This is a genomic window from Idiomarina sp. Sol25, assembly GCF_033052775.1.
In the GTDB taxonomy this organism is placed as follows: Bacteria; Pseudomonadota; Gammaproteobacteria; order Enterobacterales; family Alteromonadaceae; genus Idiomarina.
The window spans coordinates 15876-37194 of the sequence record NZ_JAUPEW010000002.1 but is presented as its reverse complement, the minus strand read 5'-3'; the positions used below and the strand labels follow the sequence as shown (position 1 = coordinate 37194).

Sequence of the window (21319 nt, the reverse complement as noted above, 5' to 3'; positions counted from 1 at the left end):
TAGTAAATGTTTCAATTCTCAAATTAGAGTATATAGGACGATTCGACAACTCATTTTTTACCAATTACGCAATATATGGGTACGTTTTGTTCAAAATACAAGCGAAGCACTGACATTATGAAATTCAGCACGTATACTGTTGCCCACCGGTTCCCCTTAACCGTGCAACTACAATAGGATTCTATGTCAGATAATCAACAGAACAACAGTACGCCAGAATATGAAGTTGAAATTCCGGGCCGTGAGCAATTGCTTGAACTTGTAACCTCAAACAGTAAACCGGTTCAGTTTGACGAGTTCATTCGTCACTTTGGTTTAGATGATGAGCGCCAGGCAATTGGCTTGAAACGGCGTTTGCGCGCTATGGAGCGCGACGGACAGCTTATATACAGCAAGGCGAATGCTTATGGTCTGCCTGAGCGTATGGATTTGATCAAAGGTCGTATTATTGGTCATAAAGACGGTTTTGGATTTTGTCAGACTGAAGATGGCGGTAAAGACCTGTTTATTCCGCATCATCAAATGTATTCAGTTTTGCATGGTGATCGCGTATTGGTCAAAACCAGCGGCAAAGATAGCCGTGGTCGAACCGAAGGCCGTATCGTAAGAGTTACAGAGCCCCGCGACAGTAATATTGTTGGGCGTTATTTCATTGAACATGATTTGGGCATAGTGGTGCCGGATGATGGGCGTATTAGTCAGGATATTCTTATTCCTGATGCGGATAAAAATGGCGCGCGTCATGGCCAACTTGTGGTCGTAGAAATTACCCGAAGACCCAGCAGACGTACCAGCCCAATTGGTCGGGTCAGCGAGGTGCTGGGTGAACATATGGCGCCAGGTATGGAAATTCAGGTCGCGATTCGCGAGCATGATATCCCTACCGAATGGCCAACTGAAGTTGACGAAGAGCTGAAGAAATACAGCGAAGAAGTTCCGGCAGAGGCCTACGAAGGCCGCAAAGACTTACGTGAGTTGCCGCTTATTACGATTGATGGTGAGGACTCCCGCGACTTTGATGATGCAGTTTGTTGCGTACAGGAAGAAAAAGGCTGGCGCCTTTGGGTTGCTATAGCTGATGTATCTTATTACGTGCGGCCAGACACGGTGCTTGATAAAGCCGCAACGGAACGCGGTAACTCAGTTTACTTCCCCAGTAACGTTATTCCAATGTTACCGGAAAAACTGTCTAATGGTTTGTGTTCGTTAAACCCTGATGTCGACCGGTTGTGTATGGTTGCTGAAATGGAATTAGGGCCTCGCGGAAAACTCAAATCCACAGAGTTCTATCCGGCAGTGATGAAAAGCCATGCGCGACTGACTTACAATAAAGTTAAAAAACTACTTGATGGCGATGAAGAACTGCAACAACAGTACCAGCACGTTATGGACAATGTGCAGGAGCTGGAGCGACTTTATAATGCCTTAAGTGCAGCTCGTAAGCGCCGCTCAGCTATTGAGTTTGATACGCAGGAAACCCGCTTTATTTTTAACGCTCAGCGTAAAATTGAGAGTATCGAGCCGGTTAAACGTCATGTTGCTCACAAAATTATTGAAGAGTGCATGATTATGGCAAATGTTGCCTCTGCTCAGCTTATTGAATCTGATAAAGAAGTTGGAGCGTTGTTCCGGGTGCATGAAACCCCAGCGGACGAACGACTGAACAACTTCCGCAGTTTTCTTGGTGAACTGGGTCTGAACCTCGAAGGCGGTGATGAGCCATCTCCAAAAGATTACGCGAACTTGCTTGAGCAAGTGAAAGATCGCCAGGATCATGAGCTGATTGAAACCATGTTGTTGCGCTCTATGCAGCAGGCGGTATATCAACCAGAGAATAAAGGTCACTTTGGTTTGGCATTGAAGTCATATGCACACTTCACCTCGCCTATTCGTCGTTATCCGGATCTTATTTTGCACCGTGCGATAAAAGCAATTCTGCGCAAGAAAAAAGGTGAAGAAAAAGGTTTAGTGGGAGCATGGGCGTACTCGGAGAAGCAACTGGACGAACTGGGCGTGCATACCTCAATGACCGAGCGTCGAGCAGATGACGCCACCCGCCAGGTTGACGAATGGCTGAAATGTGAGTTTATGCTTGATCACGTCGGTATGGAATTTGAAGGTATTATTTCCTCAGTCACTAACTTTGGTCTGTTTGTTCGCTTGAGTGACTATCAAATCGATGGGCTGGTTCACATCAGTAATCTTGATAACGACTATTATCACTTCGATCAACAGAAAGGTATGTTGGTAGGCGAAAACAGCAATAGCGTTTTCCGTCTGGGTGATAATGTGAAAGTCAAAGTGAAAGACGTAAATCTGGATGATCGAAAAATTGATTTAACGTTGTTGGAAGCGACGAGTCCGGGTGGCCAGAAACGCAATATGCCAGCTAAAGGTTCAGGCAAAGGTAAGAGAAAAGGACAGTCTCGCGGAAAAGGCGGCCAACGGAAAAGTGGTAATCGTGGCAGCAATAAAGGACGTAGTAAGTCATGAGTCAAAAAGTGACCGTATTTGGCTTGCACGCGGTGCGGGCCATATTAAAAAATCATCCGGATCGTTTGGTGGAACTCTATGTTTCTAAAGAGCGTCAAGATGATTCGGTGCGTGACATTGTCAATCAATGCCACGCGACTGGCGTCAGACCTCAATGGGTGCCTAAACAAGCTCTGGAAAAACGGGCGGAAGGCGGTAACCATCAGGGCGTTGTTGCGACAGTTCAGTCGCCTCCTACTTTAACCGAGCATGACTTGCCTAAATTGCTGGAACAAAGCCAGCAGGCCGGGTTGTTCTTAATTCTCGATGGCGTGACCGACCCGCATAATTTAGGTGCCTGCCTACGCACGGCCGATGCAGCAGGTGTTACGGGCGTTATTGTACCAAAAGATAAATCGGCTCAAATTACCCCAACCGTGCGTAAGGTGGCATCCGGTGCTGCCGAGAACGTTCCTCTGATTGTGGTAACCAACTTAGCCCGGGCGCTTCGTGACTTACAGGAGTTAGGCGTGTGGGTATACGGTACCGCAGGGGAGGCGACTCAATCCGTTTATGACGTTGATTATAGAGGGTCTGTCGCTTTGGTGATGGGAGCCGAAGGTAAAGGCATGAGACGTCTTACCCGTGAAACCTGTGATGGTTTAGTCTCCATTCCTTTATCTGGTAGTGTCAGTAGCTTAAATGTTTCTGTAGCCAGTGGGGTTTGTTTATTTGAGGTTGTCAGACAGCGCAATGAATCTTAAACGTCGCCTTTTCCCCATAGCCATTGCTCTGGCTATGGTTGCAGTATTGTTTGTGAGCTGGACGCCTAACTGGGAATCACCAACCTGGCTGCGTTCAGAGAAGCCCTATGTTGCTTTTCATTTTGAGGTAGAGGATAACGCGGCTCAATCTGTACAGAATTTAGCCTTTGATATTAGTAATCGGCTCGATGTCAGGCACGAGTGGCACAGGGTTGAGGATAATAATGCTGAATGGCAAGTCACTCTTGTGTTCGCTGAACAGCAGGATGCGGTACAAATTGATGCAACAGTAAGACGTCAAGAAAAGATTGTTGATCATATTGTTGTACGTGGAGAAATCGCAGTGGCTAATGAGTTAGCCGACCGCGTTGTTTCTTTACTCAGTTCACGTATCGAAAAAGCCCATAAAAACGCTGATTAACTTGTAATTGGCGTTCATTTTAGTTAGTATCGCGCGGCTTAAATCAGCCATATTCTCATTTTACTGAATGTGTTCCTTGCTTCTATGTTAGTGCGGCTGAGCTAAACTGAGGCTATACGAACCAAAAGGAAACTGTAATGCGTCATTACGAAATCGTATTTATGGTCCATCCGGACCAAAGCGAGCAAGTACCTGGCATGATCGAGCGCTACAGCGAAACGATCAAGCAAGGTGGTGGTCAAATCCATCGTTTAGAAGACTGGGGCCGTCGTCAATTGGCTTACCCAATCAACAAACTGCACAAAGCACACTATGTTCTGTTGAACATTGAAGCTTCTGCAGAGGTTGTGGAAGAGCTTGAAACTGCATTCCGTTATAACGATGCAGTATTGCGCAATATGATCATGCGTAAAAAAGAATCTATTACTGAGCCTTCGCCGCTGACTAAGCCGAAGGAAGATCGTAAAGGTGACAGTGAAGCAGCGTAAGCTTGCTAACTTTCAATAACCCTTATGAATCGACTGCATTTAACCGGAACACTTTGCAAAGTACCTAAGCTGGAAACCAGCCCGTCAGGTATTGAGCATTTACAATTAGTGATTGAACATCGGTCTATGCAACCGGAAGCCGGTATGAATCGTCAATCTTATGTGCGTATTCAGGTCGTGTTAAGTGGTGAAGGTTTACAACACTGGTTAGAAAAATTGACGGTGGGTTGTGAAGTTTTAGCAGAAGGTTTTCTGCACCGTCACGAGGATAGCAATGGCTCACCTCGTTTGGTACTTCATGCTCAGCATCTCGAATTGATTTAAGGAGACCATCATGGCTCGTTTTTTTCGTCGCCGCAAATTCTGCCGCTTTAAAGCAGATGGCGTAAAAGAAATTGATTATAAAGATATCGCTACGCTTAAGAACTACATTACTGAAACTGGTAAAATCGTTCCTAGCCGTATTACTGGAACATCGGCTAAGTATCAGCGTCAGTTAGCGCGCGCTATTAAGCGTGCTCGTTATTTGTCACTGCTGCCTTATACTGATTCACATCAGTAAGCTAGCACCGGTTCGATTACCAAAAGTAGAGGTAGCGAGAAATGAATGTCATTTTGTTAGATAAAATTGCTAACTTGGGAAGCCTTGGCGATCAAGTCAGTGTAAAATCTGGTTACGCACGTAACTTTCTTTTCCCTCACGGAAAAGCTGTACCTGCGACCAAAAGCAACGTTGATCTATTTGAACAGCGTCGTGCTGAGTATGAAGCGAAATTAGCGGATCAATTAGCTGCTGCTCAAGCTCGTGCTGAGAAAGTAAATGCCTTAGATGCAGTAACTATTTCGTCTAAAGCTGGTGATGAAGGCAAACTATTTGGCTCTATCGGTACTCGCGACATCGCTGATGCAGTAACAGCTGCTGGCGTTGAAGTGAAGAAGAGCGAAGTGTTAATGCCGCATGGTACATTACGTGAAGTCGGTGAGTTTGATATTGAACTGCACTTGCACGCTGATGTATTTGCAAACATTACATTGAAAGTTGTACCTGCTGAATAAGTTGTTACGATTTGCTGAAAAAGCTGCCTTCTGGCAGCTTTTTTTTTGCGAAATTTTCGTCACTAACAATTTTATTATGGCAATATGCGAGAACGGTGCAGTAAAAAGATAGGGAGCGAAAAGTGAAAAAACTATTATCCTTAGCGGGGTTCATATTACTAATCGTGAGTTCGGTTAGCCTGGCCCAGGAAAAAGTCGATAAGACATTGTCTACATCGCCCGGAGCAAGAGTGTTAATTGACAACATGAGAGGAAAGGTCGAACTCATTACCCATGATAAAGACGAGATTCGGGTTCTTGGGACATTAGATGAAAAAACCGAACGGTTCATTTTTGAACAAAGAGGCAGTCGTATCCAAATAAAAGTTGAGACGCCGCAGGAAATAGGTTTTAACTCCTCTTCCGACGGCGAAGGTTCAGATCTGAAAATATACTTGCCTGACTCTATGGATATTAAAGTGAATGGCGTATCCATGAAAGTAATCGCTGACGGATTCAATGGTGGATTGGAAATTCGATTGGTTAGTGGAAATATAAGAGTGAAGCAAATAGCCAATCGCGTACTGCTGAAGACGGTTAGTGGAAATATTGAGGCTGAAGAGATAAGTGGTGATGTCCGTTTTGAAACGATCAGCGGCGATATTAAAGATATAAATAATAGCGCTGATTCCGGAACTTACCAGTCTGTTAGTGGTGATATCACCAGTCAGTCCGATTCTATTTCTGAATTTACTGCGCAGTCGGTCTCGGGTGATATTAGCGCAAAAGTTGGTACTCTGACTAAGGCTAAGATGACCACGGTTAGCGGCGATGCAACACTAACTGCAGGTCTATCCGGGAGCGCGCGTATAGAAACAAATTCAGTCAGTGGCAATTTAACGTTTGAGTGGGTAGGTGACATTCACGCAGACTTCAACATTAAGTCTAATGCGGGCGGTGAAATTACGAACCGCTTAAGCGATGAAACAGCAACTGAAGCCGAGTGGGGGCCATCCTCTAAGTTAGAGTTTACCGTTGGTGACGGTGGCGCGTCCGTTTCCGCTACAACGGTTAGTGGTGAAATAACACTCGATAAAAATTAAATCATGCTGTTAGGTGTCGCTTCGCTTTCTAAACAAGAGGGGATTTTGTATAGTAATCCCCTCTTATTATTTCCCTTTGCGAGACAACTTTCCCCATGGCAGAGAAGTCAAAAAAACGCGACGCGTCAATAGAAGCACTGCGCTCAGCACCTCATTCAATTGAAGCTGAACAATCCGTTCTAGGCGGTTTAATGCTCGATAATGACGCCTGGGACAATGTTGCCGGTAGCGTTATCGCTGAAGACTTCTACCATCGTTCTCACCGGCTTATTTTTAAAGCCATGCATGAGCTTGCTCAACGCAGTCAGCCAATGGATTTGGTGACGGTTTCCGAAAATCTGGAATCAGCAGGAGAGCTGGACCAAATAGGTGGTTTTGCGTACCTTGGTGAAATTGCAAAAAACACGCCCAGCGCGGCAAATATATTAGCTTATGCGAATATTGTTCGCGAGCGAGCAGTTTTGAGGGAAATGATTGGTGCGGCAAATGATATCGCTGAGTCAGGTTATGATACTCAGGGGCGCAGCAGCGCACAATTGCTCGATCTGGCGGAATCAAAAGTCTTTCAAATTGCAGAAAAGCGGGTCAATTCCAGTGAGGGGCCGCAAGGTATCAATTTAATTTTGCAACGCACGGTCAGCCGTATTGAGCAGTTGAGTAAGCTGAAAAACAATAACGGTGTGACTGGCGTTTCTACTGGCTTTACTGATCTTGATCAGATGACCGCAGGGCTTCAGCCTTCCGACTTGGTGATCGTAGCAGCACGCCCGTCTATGGGTAAAACAACCTTTGCCATGAACCTGGCAGAGAACATTGCACTCAATGATGACCGCCCGGTATTGGTGTTTAGTCTAGAGATGCCTGCAGAGCAGTTGATGATGCGTATGCTGGCTTCACTTAGCCGCGTAGATCAGAATAAAGTACGGACAGGTAAGCTAGAGGATGACGATTGGGCTCGCATCGCGTCTGTTATGAATATGCTAAACGACAAGAATAATATTTATATAGATGACTCGTCTGGCCTAACGCCGACTGAAGTGCGCTCCCGTGCTCGCCGAATTCATAGAGAGCACAAAGGAATATCCATGATTATGGTGGATTATTTGCAGTTAATGACGGTTCCGGGCATGTCGGAAAACCGGACGCTGGAAATTGCAGAAATATCGCGTTCTTTGAAGTCCTTAGCGAAAGAGCTGGAAGTGCCTGTGGTGGCGTTGTCTCAGCTAAACCGTTCATTAGAGCAGCGCTCTGATAAAAGACCGGTTAACTCAGACTTACGCGAGTCTGGCTCTATTGAGCAGGATGCTGACGTCATCATGTTTATTTATCGTGACGAGGTTTATCACCCAGATTCGGCGGAGCAAGGCCTAGCTGAAATTATTATCGGGAAACAGCGTAATGGACCTATTGGTAAAATTGAACTGAAATTCCATGGGCAGTTATCGAGGTTTGATAACTATGCCCGTCATGCCAGCGACGAGCGTTACTAGTCGTCGCTACTTGATTTTATCGAAGCAGATTTCGATGTATGCTTTACCTGAAACGTGGTTGAACGGCATAATCAGTTTCGAGCCTTCAGATTTATGCGAAATGGTATGGTCTTTCCCTGAAACGACAATTGGGGTTGCCATATCAAAGTCGTAACCTTTTTCACCCAGGGTCTTTTTAGCTCCGCCGGTAACCATATTAGTGATTTCGCCGACCATATCGCAGACATCTTCGTTAATTGAGTTAGGCAACTCGCCTAGCATTTTATTCATGATTTCACAGGCCAGATTTTCCTCAAATGAAATTGAGAATGACCCTTTTACCTGTGGGCCCACCATACCGATGATGCCGGATACATCGCCACGCGCGTACTCATCTTTTTTTAGTTGCGCTTTACCGGGCTTCAATTCCATTTGAGCCATCATCGACAAGACATTTTGCAGTGCCTGAAGAAATGGGTTTACAAACTCGGCATTCATTTTCTATTCCTTTATCTCTTGCTGGCACGTAATTGTGTCAGATGTATTTTTAATGGTCAGAATTAGGCTACGATTGCCATGATCATCGACGACATTGATAGTATTTACCTGGGCAGAAAAGCTATCCATTAAAAGTGTATTTGAAACATCCCACCCGCACAGGTTATCACGCTTGGGTATCTCCTGATAAACCCAAATTTTCTGATAGTCAGCTTCAAAACCTACCCAATTAGGCTCAACTTTATTTCCTTGTAGGTTTACCAGTTGAAACTTTTCAGTTATCCAGTCCCTGATATGTTGCTCAGAGCCTTGTTCTCCCAACCTAAAAGTTTTCCCCAGCCGCTTTTTAAGCACCTGTTGTACATCATGCAAAGTATACTGATGAACGATTTCTATTGCTTGCGTGTTTTTATTTGCACTTATTTCGGTTAACCCGAAAAAATAGCGATGCGCTGATACAGATGGTATCAGCGCGAACAAAAAACCAGTAGCAGCAACAAGTTTAATCATCGTTACCAGACTCCAACTCTTCGTTGTAGTCTTCCATCATGCTCTTATTACGGTCTTCACGCTTAAACAGTTCAATTCGAGATGGAACTGCTCTTGCTGGCCAGTAGTTGTTACTGGTATCAACATCTGCGGTTTCCCAGTTAGGATCAACAACAACTTGAGTTAACGTTTTATCGCGAATTAATAGCTTACTCACTTTTTGCGGAGAGCGGCGCCATACCTCGGCTGGAATACGAACATGCTCTTTACTGCCATCTTCAAAATGCAGATCAAGCAGAATCGGCATAACTAAGCCACCTTTATTGGCGAAATCAAGCACGTAGAAGTTGCTGCCATTTTTCAGCATTTCCCGCTGTTCTTCATTTAACCCTTTTATCAGTTCTTGATATTTGTTGCGGTCAGCGTTAGTGACAGTGTAGTCATTGTTCTCATTATAAAAGTCAGCAAGATTTGGTTGCTGATGAATTTTATAATTAACATCGGCATTACGCTCAGTTGTCAAAGATTCTGGCTCAGCATCGTCTTGCTGTTTTTGCCATGCTTTTTCGACTTCTGGATCTTGCGTATTAATAGTTAACTGATTGACTTGCTCAAGGGCAATATCGACATGGTCGGTAGAGTAGAACCAACCTCTCCAGAACCAGTCTAAATCAACGCCAGACGCATCCTCTAATGTCCTGAATAAATCTTCTGGTGTCGGGCGTTTAAACTTCCAGCGCTGCGCATACTGACGAAACGCGAAATCAAAGAGCTCACGGCCAACGATAGTTTCACGTAATATATTAAGGGCTGTAGCCGGCTTTCCGTAGGCATTATTACCAAATTGCAGAATCGACTCTGAGTTGGTCATAATCGGCATTTGGTTACTGCTGGCCATGTAGTTGGTAATGTTACGCGGCTCACCGCGCCATGACGGGTAGTCTTTTTCCCATTTTTGTTCAGCCAGGAATTGCAGATACGTATTGATACCTTCATCCATCCAGGTCCATTGACGCTCATCTGTATTGACAATCATTGGGAAGTAAATATGACCAATCTCGTGAATGATGACCGAAATTAAGCCGTACTTGGTGCGTTTAGAGTAATATTTCTCACCTGAATCCTCGTCAACGTAAGGGCGCGGACCGTTAAAGGTGATCATAGGGTATTCCATACCACCAACTGGGCCATTCACCGATATAGCGACAGGATAAGGATAGTCAAAGCTGTAATCGTTATAGTGCTCAATGGTGTGAATAATAGAGGCCGTTGAGTAACGTTCCCATAGTGGGTTGCCTTCTTCAGGATAAAATGACATTGCTATGACATCGGTGTCATTCTTCTTGTAACCCTGCGCGTCCCAGATAAACTTGCGCGATGAAGCCCAGGCAAAGTCACGAACTTTATCGGCCTCGAAAATCCAGGTTTTGGTATTATCGGTGCCTTCTTTCTGGTTTTCTAATGCTTCTTCTTCAGTGACAATTTTTACCGGCTTGTCAGAGTTACGCGCTTTTTCCAGGCGTTGACGCTGAGTAGAAGTAAGTACCTCATCGGGATTTTGCAAAACACCGGTAGAAGCAACAATATGATCAGCCGGAACCGTTATCTCCACGCGGTAGTCACCAAACTCTAAAGCGAACTCGCCGTTACCAATAAATTGTTTATTCTGCCAACCTTCCGCGTCGTAATATGCGGCCATGCGAGGGAACCATTGAGCCATTTCATACAGGTAGTTACCGTCGTCTTCAAAGTATTCGTAACCGCCACGACCACCAAGTACTTCGGCTTCAATAATATTGAACTGCCAGTTGATATTAAAAGTAACACTTTCGCCGCTTTTAAGGGGCTCATCCAGATCCAGTCTTAGCATAGTGTCATTAACGTAATGTGCTAGAGGTTCACCATCTTCGTTACTGATTTCAGTAAGCTCATAACCCGCCGGAAACTCTTCCTGAGTGAGCATGCTTTCCATTCTGGAAAAACTCACCCGATCTAAATCTCCAGTAGCCTGGCTTTGTGGTCCTATGGAATCTTTCTTAAAACGGTTCTGATCAAGTTGGACCCATAAATAGCGCAAAGTATCGGGGGAATTATTGGTGTAAGCTATGGTGCTTTGTGCCGTAATACTCTGATTCTCATCGTCCAGAGCAACCTGAATTTTGTAGTCGGCTTCCTGTTGCCAGTAAGCATGCCCCGGAGCTCCGGACGCGGTACGATAAATGTTCGGGCTACGGAATTTATCATCGTTAAGTTGTCGAAACTTGTCTTCGAAAGCTTGAGCGGTTGCGGCCTGATTAATGGTTAAACAAACCGTAGCTGTAGCGATAAGATGGCTGAGCTTCATAGTGTTACCTGTTGTTATTATTTAATGGCGTTATAAGTTAAAGGCATTTGGTACACAAACCATGGGCTTCTATAGTTTGACTCTGAACCTTAAAACCGTGATCTTCGGCCTGACGTTTCAATTCGTCATAAACCCCTTCGGACTGAATTTCCTGGACGTCGCCGCAGGAACTGCAGATTAACATTTGAACTGGATGTTGATGGTCGAAATGCGAGCAAAGAACAAAACTATTCGACGAAGTGATTTTATGAACAAAGCCTTGTTCTTGTAAAAAGTCTAAAGCGCGGTAGATAGTCGGAGGCTTCGCATTGGGCATGACTTCCCGCAGTTGATCAAGTAAATCATACGCGCCGACGGCTCCTGAATGCTCTGCGAGTATCGCGAAAACTTCACGGCGGGCATTTGTCAGGCGAGCACCACGTTGTTGGCACAGTTTTTCAGCTTTTTGTATAAGTCGTTGTGCTTCTTGAGCTTTCATTATTGACTACAATTTATAACCATTTCAGCCATTGTAGAGAGTTTTAACGGCAAGGAAAAGGGTTTTACGGAAGAGGCTGCTTACTGGCGTATTCTGAGTTAAAATAGCCGTCTAAATATACTGACTTTGCAGTTAACTGTTTACCGGGTGGATGTTTTGACCGAACCATATTCTTACAAGCTTTCTGTAGCACCGATGCTGGACTGGACCGATCGCCATTGCCGGTATTTTCATCGCCTCCTAACTGGGAATACCTTGCTTTACACCGAAATGGTAACGACTGGAGCGATTATTTTTGGTCAGCAGGATTTTCTGTCATTCAATTCAGAGGAACATCCGGTTGCTTTGCAGCTTGGCGGTTCGGAGCCCGCGGCTATGGCCCAATGCGCGCGTTTGGCACAAGAGCGGGGGTACGATGAGGTTAATATTAATGTCGGTTGCCCATCTGATCGAGTGCAAAATGGTAGCTTTGGCGCGTGCTTGATGGCTCAACCGGAAAAGGTTGCAGAATGCGTAAAGGCAATGAAAGCAGTAACTGATATTCCGATTACCGTAAAAACCCGTCTGGGCATTGATCATCAGGATTCCGACGATTTTCTATATGAATTGACCGATGCCGTTGTAGCTGCCGGTGTTGATCAGCTGACTTTGCATGCCCGTAAAGCCTGGCTGCAAGGCCTTAGTCCGAAAGAAAACCGGGATATTCCTGAATTGCAGTACGAACGGGTTTACCTAGCCCAGAAAAGATACCCTGATGTACCTGTTGCGATTAACGGCGGAATTGTCGACTTGCACGAAGTTAAGCAACATTTAGATCAGGTTCATGGCGTGATGATCGGCCGGGCAGCCTACCAAAATCCCTGGTTACTTACTGAGCTTGATTCTTTGAGTGAAACGAAGCCGCCAGAGTTAACCCGTGAGGCTGTGGTTACCGCTATGATACCTTATATTGACAATCATATTCGACAGGGTGGGCGTGCCTGGCATGTGGCTCGTCACATGCTGGGGCTGTTTCAGGGAATGACCGGAGGTAAGCGGTGGCGCCAGTATCTTAGTGTGAAAGGCCCCAGAGCCACCAGCGCCGAACAACTGCTTTATGGTGCTCTGGCATTTCGCGACGATCACAGCCAGCATGTGTCATCATTAACGTCATAAATTGACTAAAAGTTGGTGAAAAACACTAATCTGGAAAATCTTCTTTCTTTCAGTTGAAAATAAAAAGTTATTATAGAACAACTGCTTAGCAATATTTAAAAAGATGGCACAACCTTTGAATTACATAGTGTGACTTAACTAACGCACTGTCATTTATTCAAAGGAGAAAATCATGAAAGCGTTAATCGTAAGTGTTGCCAGTGGTATTATGTTGTTCAGTGCATCGGTCTCAGCTGCCGATGAGAGTAGAGATTCTATCACTGCTGAGCTTCAAGCTCAGATTGCTGAAATGTCTGAAGAAGCGATGCAAAACGTCAAACAGTCGGTTTCAGAGTCAATTGAAGAATGGGTTATAGAGTTTATGCCCGACTTAAAACTCGCTGAAACTCAGACCGAAACTTCCGAACAAAAGAATAAGCAGACTCAGTAAGGAGCCCCCGTGATTTTATTAGATCAGTGGTGGCTCATTTGGCTGGCGGCGCCGGTATTAGGAACCTTGATTGTCGGTGCTCTTATAAGTTTCAGCGCATCAGTAATGCGGCACAGCTAGACTTTTGCTACTCTGCGTATATCTTCATATAAAAATAAAAAGAGGAATACGTATGATGAAGTCTCTGATAGCCGCTTCTGTGCTGGCAGTTATTACCGGTTGTGCAACAGCAGGGCAAGCTGCAACCAGCGGTTCTGAACAAGCGGAATATACCGCTAGTAATAAAGCTGAAAAACTGGCGAAGCAGTATTTGCTGATAGACACACATATTGATGTACCTTATCGAATTCATGATAAGTGGGAAGATGTAACAGAGGCCACTGCAAAAGGGGATTTTGACTACCCACGGGCAGTAGAGGGTGGCCTCGATGCCCCGTTTATGTCTATTTATATTCCGGCCTCTTATGAAGAGAGTGGTGGCAGTGTTCAGTTGGCTCATGAGCTTATCGACGGTATGGAAGCGCTAGTCGGACGTGCGCCAGATAAGTTCGCAATGGCTTATAGCACTGATGACATCCGCGAAAATAAAGAGCAGGGCTTAATGTCAATTGCCTTGGGTATGGAAAACGGTACTCCTATCGAAGGGGATCTCGCCAACCTGCATATGTTCTATGAGCGCGGTATTCGTTACATTACTCTGGCTCACTCATTATCTAATCACATTTCGGACTCTTCTTATGACATTCGCCGTCAATGGGATGGCTTAAGCCCATTTGGTAAAGAATTGGTCAAAGAAATGAATAATGTCGGCGTTATGGTCGATGTGTCGCATATTTCCGATGATGCATTTTACCAGGCGGTTGAAATTAGTGAGGCTCCGGTCATCGCGTCGCATTCGTCGCTGCGTTCTTACACTCCTGGCTTTGAACGTAATATGAGTGATGACATGCTGAAAGCCTTGGCTAAAAATGAAGGCGTTATCCAAATTAACTTTGGTTCGTCGTTTTTGGCAGAGCAGGCAAACCGTTACCGTGACATGATGAGAAAGCGTATTGCTGCGGTAAAAGAACAGTATGGCGAGGGAAGTGAAGAAGCGAAGCGCCGTATAGAAGAGATTGAAGCAAACAATCCTTATCCGTTCGCTACTTTAGATACCGTTCTGGAGCATATTGATCATGTTCGTGATTTAATCGGTGTGGAGCATATTGGCATTGGCTCAGACTATGATGGGGTTGGTGACTCTTTGCCGGTTGGACTAAAAGATGTATCTACCTATCCAAATCTTGTTCAGGGGTTGATGGACAGAGGATACTCAGATAAAGAAATTGAAATGATTCTGGGCGGTAATTTAATGCGAGTTTGGGAGCAAGTAGAAGACTACGCCAAAACACATTAAGGGCTTGACACCAGGCCGTGAATCAGTATAATTCGCGGCCACGTCTTTTGAAGTTTATCGGCTTTTGCCGTGTAGAAGACGTTCGACAACAGTCCCGATTGGGGACTGAATGCTTGACGTAGAAAAACGCACCCCCGGTATGTGCCAGGGAGGTTGCGATTTTCTGTGCTCTTTTTTAAATGCTCTTTTATTGAGGCTTTGATTTATTTATGGCTAATCAAAGAATTCGGATTCGTTTGAAAGCGTTCGATCACCGTCTGATCGACCAGTCGACTGCAGAGATTGTTGAAACTGCAAAACGCACTGGTGCTCAGGTACGTGGTCCTATCCCACTGCCAACACGGAAAGAACGTTTCACCGTGCTGACTTCACCACACGTAAATAAAGACGCGCGTGACCAGTACGAAATCCGCACCCACAAGCGTCTGATTGATATCATGGACCCTACTGACAAAACGGTTGACGCGCTTATGCGTTTAGATTTGGCAGCTGGTGTTGATGTACAGATCAGCTTGGGTTAAGTGGGCAGTAATAGGATTACACACGAGAGGTTTTAACAATGGCTATAGGTCTAGTCGGTCGTAAAGTAGGAATGACGCGTGTCTTCCAGGAAGACGGCGCTTCTGTTCCTGTTACTGTGATCGAAGTGCTGGCGAACCGTGTGACTCAGATTAAATCTGATGACACTGACGGTTACCGTGCCCTTCAAGTAACCACAGGCGAGAAGAAAGCGAGCCGTGTAACCAAGCCTTTAGCAGGTCATTTTGCTAAAGCTGGTACAGAGGCTGGTCGTGGTCTTTGGGAATTCCGCCTGCAAAATGGCGAAGGCGAAGATTACGCAGTAGGTTCTGAACTGACTGTTGATATTTTTGCAGAAGTTAACAAAGTAGACGTTACTGGTACTTCAAAAGGTAAAGGCTTTGCCGGTACTGTGAAGCGCTGGAACTTCAGCATGCAGGACGCTACTCATGGTAACTCATTATCTCACCGTGCACCGGGTTCAATCGGTCAAAACCAGTCGCCTGGTAAAGTATTCAAAGGCAAGAAAATGGCTGGCCAGATGGGTAATGAGCAAGTCACTACGCAATCACTTGAATTAGTTCGGGTTGATGCAGAGCGCAGCTTGTTGTTGATCAAAGGTGCGGTCCCGGGTGCAACCGGAAGTGATGTGATCGTTAAACCAGCGGTCAAGGCATAACGTCTGAGGAGAATAGTGATGGAATTAACATTGAAAGACGCAAAAGGCGCTCTTGAGGTTTCCGAAGCTACCTTTGGACGTGAGTTTAATGAAGCCCTTGTCCATCAAGTAGTTGTAGCTTACGCTGCAGGTGCTCGTCAGGGCACAAAAGCTCAGAAAACTCGTTCTGAAGTAGCCGGTGGTGGTAAGAAGCCTTGGCGTCAAAAAGGTACTGGTCGTGCTCGTGCAGGTACAATCCGTAGTCCTATCTGGCGTTCTGGTGGTGCGACTTTTGCAGCTAAACCGCAAAATCACAGCCAGAAAGTAAACAAAAAAATGTACCGCGGTGCGATTAAAAGCATTTTGTCGGAACTGATTCGTCAGGAACGTTTGATTGTTGTTGAGAAGTTTGGTGTTGATGAACCAAAAACAAAGCAACTGGCAGCGAAACTGAAAGAAATGGATCTGAACGATGTTTTGGTCGTGACAAAAGAAGTTGATGAGAATCTGTTCTTAGCTTCTCGCAACTTGCATAAAGTCGACGTGCGTGATGTTCAGGGTATTGACCCTGTCAGTCTGATAGCTTTCGAGAAAGTGCTGATGACTGCTGACGCCGTCAAGCAGCTTGAGGAGGTGTTATCATGATGCGCGAAGAACGTTTGCTTAAAGTGATTTTAGCACCTCACGTTTCGGAAAAATCGACTAACACTGCTGAAAATAACAACACGGTTGTTTTTAAAGTGGCTGTTGATGCGACTAAAACCGAAATCAAAGCGGCTGTCGAAAAATTGTTTGAAGTTGAAGTCAAAAACGTACGTACAGTCAACGTGAAGGGTAAAACCAAGCGCACTGGTTCTCGTTTCGGGAAACGCAGTGACTGGAAGAAAGCGTATGTTGCCTTGGAAGAAGGTGCTGACATTGACTTCTCAGGCGGCGCTGAGTAACAGGAGGAATAAACATGGCTGTAGTTAAGAGTAAGCCTACGTCTCCGGGTCAACGCCACGTCGTTAAAGTCGTCGGTCAGGACCTGTACAAAGGCAAGCCTTACGCACCATTGCTGGAAAAGAACAGCAAATCTGGTGGTCGTAACAATAACGGTCGTATCACGGTTCGTCACATTGGCGGTGGTCATAAACACCACTACCGTGTAATCGACTTTAAACGTAATAAAGATGGTATCCCTGCAAAGGTTGAGCGTATCGAATACGATCCTAACCGTTCAGCGAATATCGCTTTAGTTTTGTATGCTGACGGTGAACGCCGTTACATTCTGGCTCCGAAAAACCTATCAGTAGGCGATCGTATCCAGTCTGGTGTTGATGCACCAATTAAACCTGGTAATTGCCTGCCAATGCGCAACATCCCTGTGGGTAGTGTTGTTCACGCGGTAGAGTTACAGCCAGGTAAAGGCGCACAAATGGCTCGTTCAGCGGGTGCTTATTGCCAGATTCTTGCGCGTGACGGTGCTTATGTTACTGTTCGTTTGCGTTCAGGTGAGATGCGTCGCGTTCAGTCTGAAGGTCGTGCAACTATCGGTGAAGTAGGTAACGCAGAACACATGCTGCGTCAATTGGGTAAAGCCGGTGCAAACCGCTGGCGTGGTATTCGTCCGACCGTTCGTGGTGTGGCGATGAACCCAGTTGATCACCCTCACGGTGGTGGTGAAGGCCGTAGCTCTGGTGGACGTCATCCTGTGACGCCATGGGGCACACCGACCAAGGGCTACAAAACCCGTAAAAACAAGCGTACTGATAAGTTCATCGTACGCCGTCGCAACAAATAAGAGTTGAGGATAAAACATGCCACGTTCTCTTAAAAAAGGTCCATTTATTGACCTTCACCTGCTAAATAAGGTGGAGAAAGCGTTGGAAGCCGGGGATAAAAAGCCAATTAAAACTTGGTCCCGTCGTTCAATGATCATCCCAGATATGATCGGCCTGACAATCGCTGTTCACAACGGTCGTCAGCACGTTCCTGTCTTCGTGACAGACGAAATGATCGGTCATAAACTAGGCGAATTCGCGCCAACCCGTACTTATCGCGGCCATGCTGCTGATAAGAAAGCGAAGAAACGGTAAGAGGTAGAGAGTGATGGAAGCAATTGCTAAACACCAATTTGCCCGCGTTTCAGCGCAGAAGGGCCGTTTGGTCGCAGACCAAATCCGTGGACTTCCGGTAGAAAAAGCACTGGATATCCTCGCATACAGCCCCAAAGCAGCTGCTGGCTTAATCAAGAAAGTTCTTGAGTCAGCAATCGCGAACGCGGAACATAACGAAGGTGCGGATATTGATGAGCTCAAAGTGAGCCGAGTCTTTTTAGACGAAGGTCCTACTATGAAGCGCATCAAGCCACGGGCGAAAGGCCGTGCCGATCGTATCTTTAAGCGCACCAGCCACATTACTGTGGTCGTGTCAGATAGCTAGGAGATAAATTATGGGTCAGAAAGTACATCCTAATGGTATTCGCCTAGGTATCTCCAGACCATGGAATGCAACCTGGTATGCGAATACAAATGAGTTCGCTGATAATCTGCACAGTGATTTTCAGGTACGTAAGTTCCTGACTAAAGAACTGCGCAATGCATCAGTCTCTCGTATCGTTATCGATCGTCCAGCTAAGAGCGTTCGTGTGACTATTCACACTGCACGTCCTGGCGTGGTTATCGGTAAAAAAGGCGAAGACGTAGAAAAACTGCGTAAGCAAGTTTCTAAATTGACAGGTGCTCCTGCGCAAATCAATATCTCAGAAGTTCGTAAGCCTGAGTTGGATTCGCAGCTGGTAGCTGACAACATTTCTGGTCAGTTGGAACGTCGTGTCATGTTCCGTCGTGCTATGAAACGTGCTGTTCAAAACGCTATTCGCTTAGGTGCCAAAGGTATCAAAGTTGAAGTGAGTGGTCGTTTAGGCGGCGCAGAAATTGCACGTACTGAGTGGTATCGTGAAGGCCGTGTACCGCTGCACACATTGCGTGCAGACATCGACTACTCGACCTCAGAAGCGAACACCACTTACGGTATCATCGGTGTTAAGGTCTGGATTTTCCGTGGTGAAGTTCTTGGTGGACTTCCAACTGAAGAAAAGCCAGCTCCTAAGCGCGGCAAGAACCGTAAGTAAGGAGAGACGATATGTTACAACCTAAGCGTACAAAATTCCGTAAGGTTCACACAGGCCGCAACCGTGGTCTGGCGCAGTCTGGTAACAAAGTCAGCTTCGGTACTTTTGGTTTAAAAGCTACTGACCGTGGTCGTATGACCGCGCGTCAAATCGAAGCAGGCCGTCGTGCAATGACTCGTCACGTTAAGCGTCAAGGTAAGATCTGGATCCGTGTATTCCCTGACAAACCTATTACTAAAAAGCCTTTAGAAGTTCGTATGGGTAAAGGTAAAGGTAACGTCGAATACTGGGTTGCTCAGATTCAACCAGGTCGCGTTCTGTATGAAATGGACGGTGTTCCTGAAGAGTTGGCACGTGAAGCGTTCCGCCTTGCGGCGCGTAAACTGCCTTTCAAAACCACTTTTGTGACTCGGACGGTAATGTGATGAAAGCAAGTGAACTGAAAGATAAAACCGTTGAGCAGCTGCAAGAAGAGTTGTTAGGCATGCGTCGTGAGCAGTTTAATCTGCGCATGCAGGCAGCAACTGGTCAGCTGAATCAGACTCACATGATGAAACAAGTGCGTCGTGATATCGCACGTGTTAAAACCATCTTAAATGAGAAGGCAGGTGCGTAATGACTGATGAAAAACGTGTTCGTACTCTGCAAGGCAAAGTTGTCAGCGATAAGATGGATAAAACCATCACTGTAGCTGTTGAACGTCGTGTAAAGCACCCGGTATACGGGAAGTACATCACGCGTACAACTAAAGTACATGCGCATGACGAAGAAAACCAGGTTAAAGTCGGCGATACCGTGATTGTTCGCGAATGTCGTCCGCTGTCTAAGAATAAATCTTGGGCTCTGGAAGAAGTCGTTGAGCGCGCTACTGTTGTCTAAACGCAGATAGCGATAAGAAATTAAAAAGCCTCCCTTGCGGAGGCTTTTTTTTTGATCTAAACCTTAATAGGTTTAGTACAAACATCTGAAATTGAATAAATTTCTTTTTAACATAAGAAATAATAAATACGCACACCAACGCGTAGTTCTCAAAGGGAGACAATTCATGTCAAAAAGTTTATTTTTTGCAGCTACAGTGCTTGCAGCGAGTCCGGTAATTGCTGCCCCTCAAGATAGTAATTCGGTTGAACAGGAAATGCAGGCGTTAAAAGAACGCTTAGCTCAGTTGGAGAAACGGCTCGAAGAAAAAGAAGAGCGTGAGAAAGAAGAAGTCGTTGTTGTAAAAGAACGAGAAGTAAAAAAAGGCAATGAAACTGCCAGCAAAGAAAGCAGTTCGAACCGCAGAGTTGTCTACGACTCCGGAGTTCATGCGCGTTTAGACGAGCTGGAAAAGAAAACGGAAGAGAACGAAAATTGGCCAATAAAGGTTCATGGCGCGGTTCGCTTTCAGTATGAGTACAGTGATTATAACACCTCAGGGAACGCAAACCGCGGTGGCGATTTGGATTTCGATATTTTCCGTCTGAATTTTGATGGAGAAATGGGAGGTGTCATCCTTTCTGCTGAGTATCGTTGGTTTAATTATCAGGACGTTGTCAAACACGCCTGGTTTGGTTATGACTTCACCGATAAACTGCAAGGGCAGGTTGGCGTTGTAAAAATTCCATTTGGTAACATGCCTTACAACTCTCACAGCTATTTCTTTAATAGTACTTTCTATGTTGGCCTAGAAGATGAACATGATAACGGTATTCGGTTTAAATACCGTGGCGATGAATGGGATTTCGATTTAGCTTACCTGAAATCAGACGAGCAGGGCGGCATCGACGGCTCAACATCTGATCGTACCGCGCGCTATAATTACGACACCGTGGGTATTCGGTTGCCCGGTCAGGACGCTTACGATGAACCGGGCCTGCCTGTAGGCGAAAGTAACAGCTACGCTTTCAGAACCGCGCGTAAGTTTAGCTTCAGCGATGATGAAAACTTAGAGCTTGGTGTGTCTTTGCAAGGCGGGAATTTGTATTCAGGAACGGCTGCTGAAGGCTTTACAGATGCACAGGCGTATGAGAATCAGAATGTTGGTAATCGCATGGCCTGGGCCGCACACGGTGTCTACAATAACGGACCGTGGAACGTACAGTTACAGTATTCAGACTATGACTACGATATAAAACTGGAAAACCGTGGTGTTTACATGGCAGCTTACGCTTATTACGACGCAATTCCTACTGAAGCCAAACTGTATACAGCCAACGTTGCTTATACTTTACCGGTAGATATTGGGCCTCTGACAAGCTTAACTTTCTATAATGACCACAGCTTAATGACCGATAAAATGGGTTATCAAGATGATACCTGGATGAATGTTTTAGGGGTTGCAGTTGCAGCAGGCGGTGGCTTTTATACTTACGTTGACTACGTAAGAGCAAAAAACCAGCCGTTTATTGGTGGTAATACCGCGACCGATGGTGGTGAGGTCAATGACCGCTTTAACATTAACTTCGGTTATTATTTCTAAAGCTATCTAAATTTTGACAGCGAA

General features: G+C 45.5%; 28 protein-coding genes. 24 read left to right on the top strand and 4 right to left on the bottom strand.

Features of this window, described 5'->3' with window-relative positions:
* Positions 1 to 183 precede the first annotated feature (183 nt).
* The 9 genes from rnr (at position 184) to dnaB (ending at position 7773) form a co-directional block, all read left to right on the top strand.
* The gene (gene rnr / locus Q5L94_RS04305) at positions 184 to 2493 is read left to right on the top strand and encodes a ribonuclease R (RefSeq protein WP_317497225.1); all 2310 of its coding nucleotides are present in this window, start codon (positions 184 to 186) and stop codon (positions 2491 to 2493) included.
* Positions 2490 to 3236 (top strand): 23S rRNA (guanosine(2251)-2'-O)-methyltransferase RlmB, encoded by a 747-nt coding sequence (gene rlmB, locus Q5L94_RS04300; protein WP_317497224.1) that lies wholly within the window; start codon positions 2490 to 2492, stop codon positions 3234 to 3236. Before rnr ends, rlmB begins: the two co-directional genes overlap by 4 nt.
* Positions 3226 to 3657, top strand: a complete 432-nt coding sequence (locus Q5L94_RS04295) for a signaling protein (protein ID WP_317497223.1) — start codon at positions 3226 to 3228, stop codon at positions 3655 to 3657. The genes rlmB and Q5L94_RS04295 overlap by 11 nt, the downstream gene beginning before the upstream one ends.
* Before the next feature lie 137 nt (positions 3658 to 3794).
* Positions 3795 to 4145 carry a 30S ribosomal protein S6 gene (rpsF, locus tag Q5L94_RS04290; protein WP_011235168.1) on the top strand — a complete coding sequence of 117 codons (351 nt, stop codon included), beginning with the start codon at positions 3795 to 3797 and terminating at the stop codon, positions 4143 to 4145.
* A 24-nt stretch (positions 4146 to 4169) separates the two neighbouring features.
* On the top strand, positions 4170 to 4469 hold the full coding sequence (gene priB, locus Q5L94_RS04285; protein ID WP_317497222.1) for a primosomal replication protein N: 300 nt from the start codon (positions 4170 to 4172) through the stop codon (positions 4467 to 4469).
* Between the two features lie 10 nt (positions 4470 to 4479).
* On the top strand, positions 4480 to 4707 hold the full coding sequence (gene rpsR / locus Q5L94_RS04280; protein WP_011235166.1) for a 30S ribosomal protein S18: 228 nt from the start codon (positions 4480 to 4482) through the stop codon (positions 4705 to 4707).
* A gap of 41 nt (positions 4708 to 4748) precedes the next feature.
* Positions 4749 to 5201 carry a 50S ribosomal protein L9 gene (gene rplI, locus Q5L94_RS04275; RefSeq protein WP_317497221.1) on the top strand — a complete coding sequence of 151 codons (453 nt, stop codon included), beginning with the start codon at positions 4749 to 4751 and terminating at the stop codon, positions 5199 to 5201.
* A gap of 122 nt (positions 5202 to 5323) precedes the next feature.
* Positions 5324 to 6283 (top strand): DUF4097 family beta strand repeat-containing protein, encoded by a 960-nt coding sequence (locus tag Q5L94_RS04270; protein WP_317497220.1) that lies wholly within the window; start codon positions 5324 to 5326, stop codon positions 6281 to 6283.
* 95 nt (positions 6284 to 6378) lie between these two features.
* Positions 6379 to 7773, top strand: a complete 1395-nt coding sequence (gene dnaB, locus Q5L94_RS04265) for a replicative DNA helicase (protein ID WP_317497219.1) — start codon at positions 6379 to 6381, stop codon at positions 7771 to 7773.
* A 6-nt stretch (positions 7774 to 7779) separates the two neighbouring features.
* Here the strand turns inward: dnaB and Q5L94_RS04260 are convergent, their stop codons facing one another.
* Genes Q5L94_RS04260 through zur form a run of 4 tightly spaced genes read right to left on the bottom strand, consistent with a single transcriptional unit; the run spans position 7780 to position 11561 of the window.
* The gene (locus Q5L94_RS04260; RefSeq protein ID WP_317497218.1) at positions 7780 to 8250 is read right to left on the bottom strand and encodes a chemotaxis protein CheX; all 471 of its coding nucleotides are present in this window, start codon (positions 8248 to 8250) and stop codon (positions 7780 to 7782) included.
* A 3-nt stretch (positions 8251 to 8253) separates the two neighbouring features.
* Positions 8254 to 8760, bottom strand: coding sequence for a DUF6702 family protein (locus Q5L94_RS04255; RefSeq protein ID WP_317497217.1), 507 nt, complete (start codon positions 8758 to 8760; stop codon positions 8254 to 8256).
* On the bottom strand, positions 8753 to 11083 hold the full coding sequence (locus Q5L94_RS04250; RefSeq protein WP_317497216.1) for a M1 family metallopeptidase: 2331 nt from the start codon (positions 11081 to 11083) through the stop codon (positions 8753 to 8755). Before Q5L94_RS04250 ends, Q5L94_RS04255 begins: the two co-directional genes overlap by 8 nt.
* Before the next feature lie 37 nt (positions 11084 to 11120).
* Positions 11121 to 11561, bottom strand: a complete 441-nt coding sequence (zur, locus tag Q5L94_RS04245; RefSeq protein ID WP_317497215.1) for a zinc uptake transcriptional repressor Zur — start codon at positions 11559 to 11561, stop codon at positions 11121 to 11123.
* A 156-nt stretch (positions 11562 to 11717) separates the two neighbouring features.
* On the opposite strand from zur, the gene dusA reads away from it, so the two are divergent.
* From dusA to Q5L94_RS04170, 15 genes are all read left to right on the top strand, one after another.
* Positions 11718 to 12716, top strand: a complete 999-nt coding sequence (dusA, locus tag Q5L94_RS04240; protein WP_317497214.1) for a tRNA dihydrouridine(20/20a) synthase DusA — start codon at positions 11718 to 11720, stop codon at positions 12714 to 12716.
* Positions 12717 to 12888: 172 nt separating this feature from the next.
* The gene (locus tag Q5L94_RS04235; protein WP_317497213.1) at positions 12889 to 13146 is read left to right on the top strand and encodes a hypothetical protein; all 258 of its coding nucleotides are present in this window, start codon (positions 12889 to 12891) and stop codon (positions 13144 to 13146) included.
* A 175-nt stretch (positions 13147 to 13321) separates the two neighbouring features.
* Entirely contained in the window at positions 13322 to 14542 is a 1221-nt protein-coding gene (locus tag Q5L94_RS04230; RefSeq protein WP_317497517.1) for a dipeptidase, read from the top strand.
* A 209-nt stretch (positions 14543 to 14751) separates the two neighbouring features.
* On the top strand, positions 14752 to 15063 hold the full coding sequence (gene rpsJ / locus Q5L94_RS04225; protein ID WP_053954198.1) for a 30S ribosomal protein S10: 312 nt from the start codon (positions 14752 to 14754) through the stop codon (positions 15061 to 15063).
* Positions 15064 to 15101: 38 nt separating this feature from the next.
* A complete protein-coding gene (rplC, locus tag Q5L94_RS04220; RefSeq protein WP_110013991.1) occupies positions 15102 to 15740 on the top strand; it encodes a 50S ribosomal protein L3 in 639 nt (212 codons plus the stop codon).
* A gap of 18 nt (positions 15741 to 15758) precedes the next feature.
* Complete coding sequence (gene rplD, locus Q5L94_RS04215; protein ID WP_110013992.1) at positions 15759 to 16364, top strand: 50S ribosomal protein L4; 606 nt, start codon at positions 15759 to 15761, stop codon at positions 16362 to 16364.
* Positions 16361 to 16663 carry a 50S ribosomal protein L23 gene (rplW, locus tag Q5L94_RS04210; RefSeq protein WP_317497212.1) on the top strand — a complete coding sequence of 101 codons (303 nt, stop codon included), beginning with the start codon at positions 16361 to 16363 and terminating at the stop codon, positions 16661 to 16663. Before rplD ends, rplW begins: the two co-directional genes overlap by 4 nt.
* Positions 16664 to 16677: 14 nt before the next feature.
* Positions 16678 to 17502: a 50S ribosomal protein L2 gene (gene rplB / locus Q5L94_RS04205; protein ID WP_317497211.1), complete on the top strand. Its 825-nt coding sequence runs from the start codon at positions 16678 to 16680 to the stop codon at positions 17500 to 17502.
* Between the two features lie 16 nt (positions 17503 to 17518).
* Positions 17519 to 17797, top strand: coding sequence for a 30S ribosomal protein S19 (rpsS, locus tag Q5L94_RS04200; RefSeq protein ID WP_126824200.1), 279 nt, complete (start codon positions 17519 to 17521; stop codon positions 17795 to 17797).
* Between the two features lie 13 nt (positions 17798 to 17810).
* Positions 17811 to 18143, top strand: coding sequence for a 50S ribosomal protein L22 (rplV, locus tag Q5L94_RS04195; RefSeq protein WP_011235148.1), 333 nt, complete (start codon positions 17811 to 17813; stop codon positions 18141 to 18143).
* A gap of 10 nt (positions 18144 to 18153) precedes the next feature.
* Complete coding sequence (gene rpsC, locus Q5L94_RS04190) at positions 18154 to 18834, top strand: 30S ribosomal protein S3 (RefSeq protein ID WP_317497210.1); 681 nt, start codon at positions 18154 to 18156, stop codon at positions 18832 to 18834.
* A gap of 11 nt (positions 18835 to 18845) precedes the next feature.
* Positions 18846 to 19259: a 50S ribosomal protein L16 gene (rplP, locus tag Q5L94_RS04185; protein ID WP_011235146.1), complete on the top strand. Its 414-nt coding sequence runs from the start codon at positions 18846 to 18848 to the stop codon at positions 19257 to 19259.
* The gene (gene rpmC / locus Q5L94_RS04180) at positions 19259 to 19450 is read left to right on the top strand and encodes a 50S ribosomal protein L29 (protein WP_317497209.1); all 192 of its coding nucleotides are present in this window, start codon (positions 19259 to 19261) and stop codon (positions 19448 to 19450) included. Before rplP ends, rpmC begins: the two co-directional genes overlap by 1 nt.
* Positions 19450 to 19713, top strand: a complete 264-nt coding sequence (gene rpsQ / locus Q5L94_RS04175; protein WP_317497208.1) for a 30S ribosomal protein S17 — start codon at positions 19450 to 19452, stop codon at positions 19711 to 19713. The genes rpmC and rpsQ overlap by 1 nt, the downstream gene beginning before the upstream one ends.
* 166 nt (positions 19714 to 19879) lie before the next feature.
* On the top strand, positions 19880 to 21295 hold the full coding sequence (locus Q5L94_RS04170) for a carbohydrate porin (protein WP_317497207.1): 1416 nt from the start codon (positions 19880 to 19882) through the stop codon (positions 21293 to 21295).
* Positions 21296 to 21319: the final 24 nt, after the last annotated feature.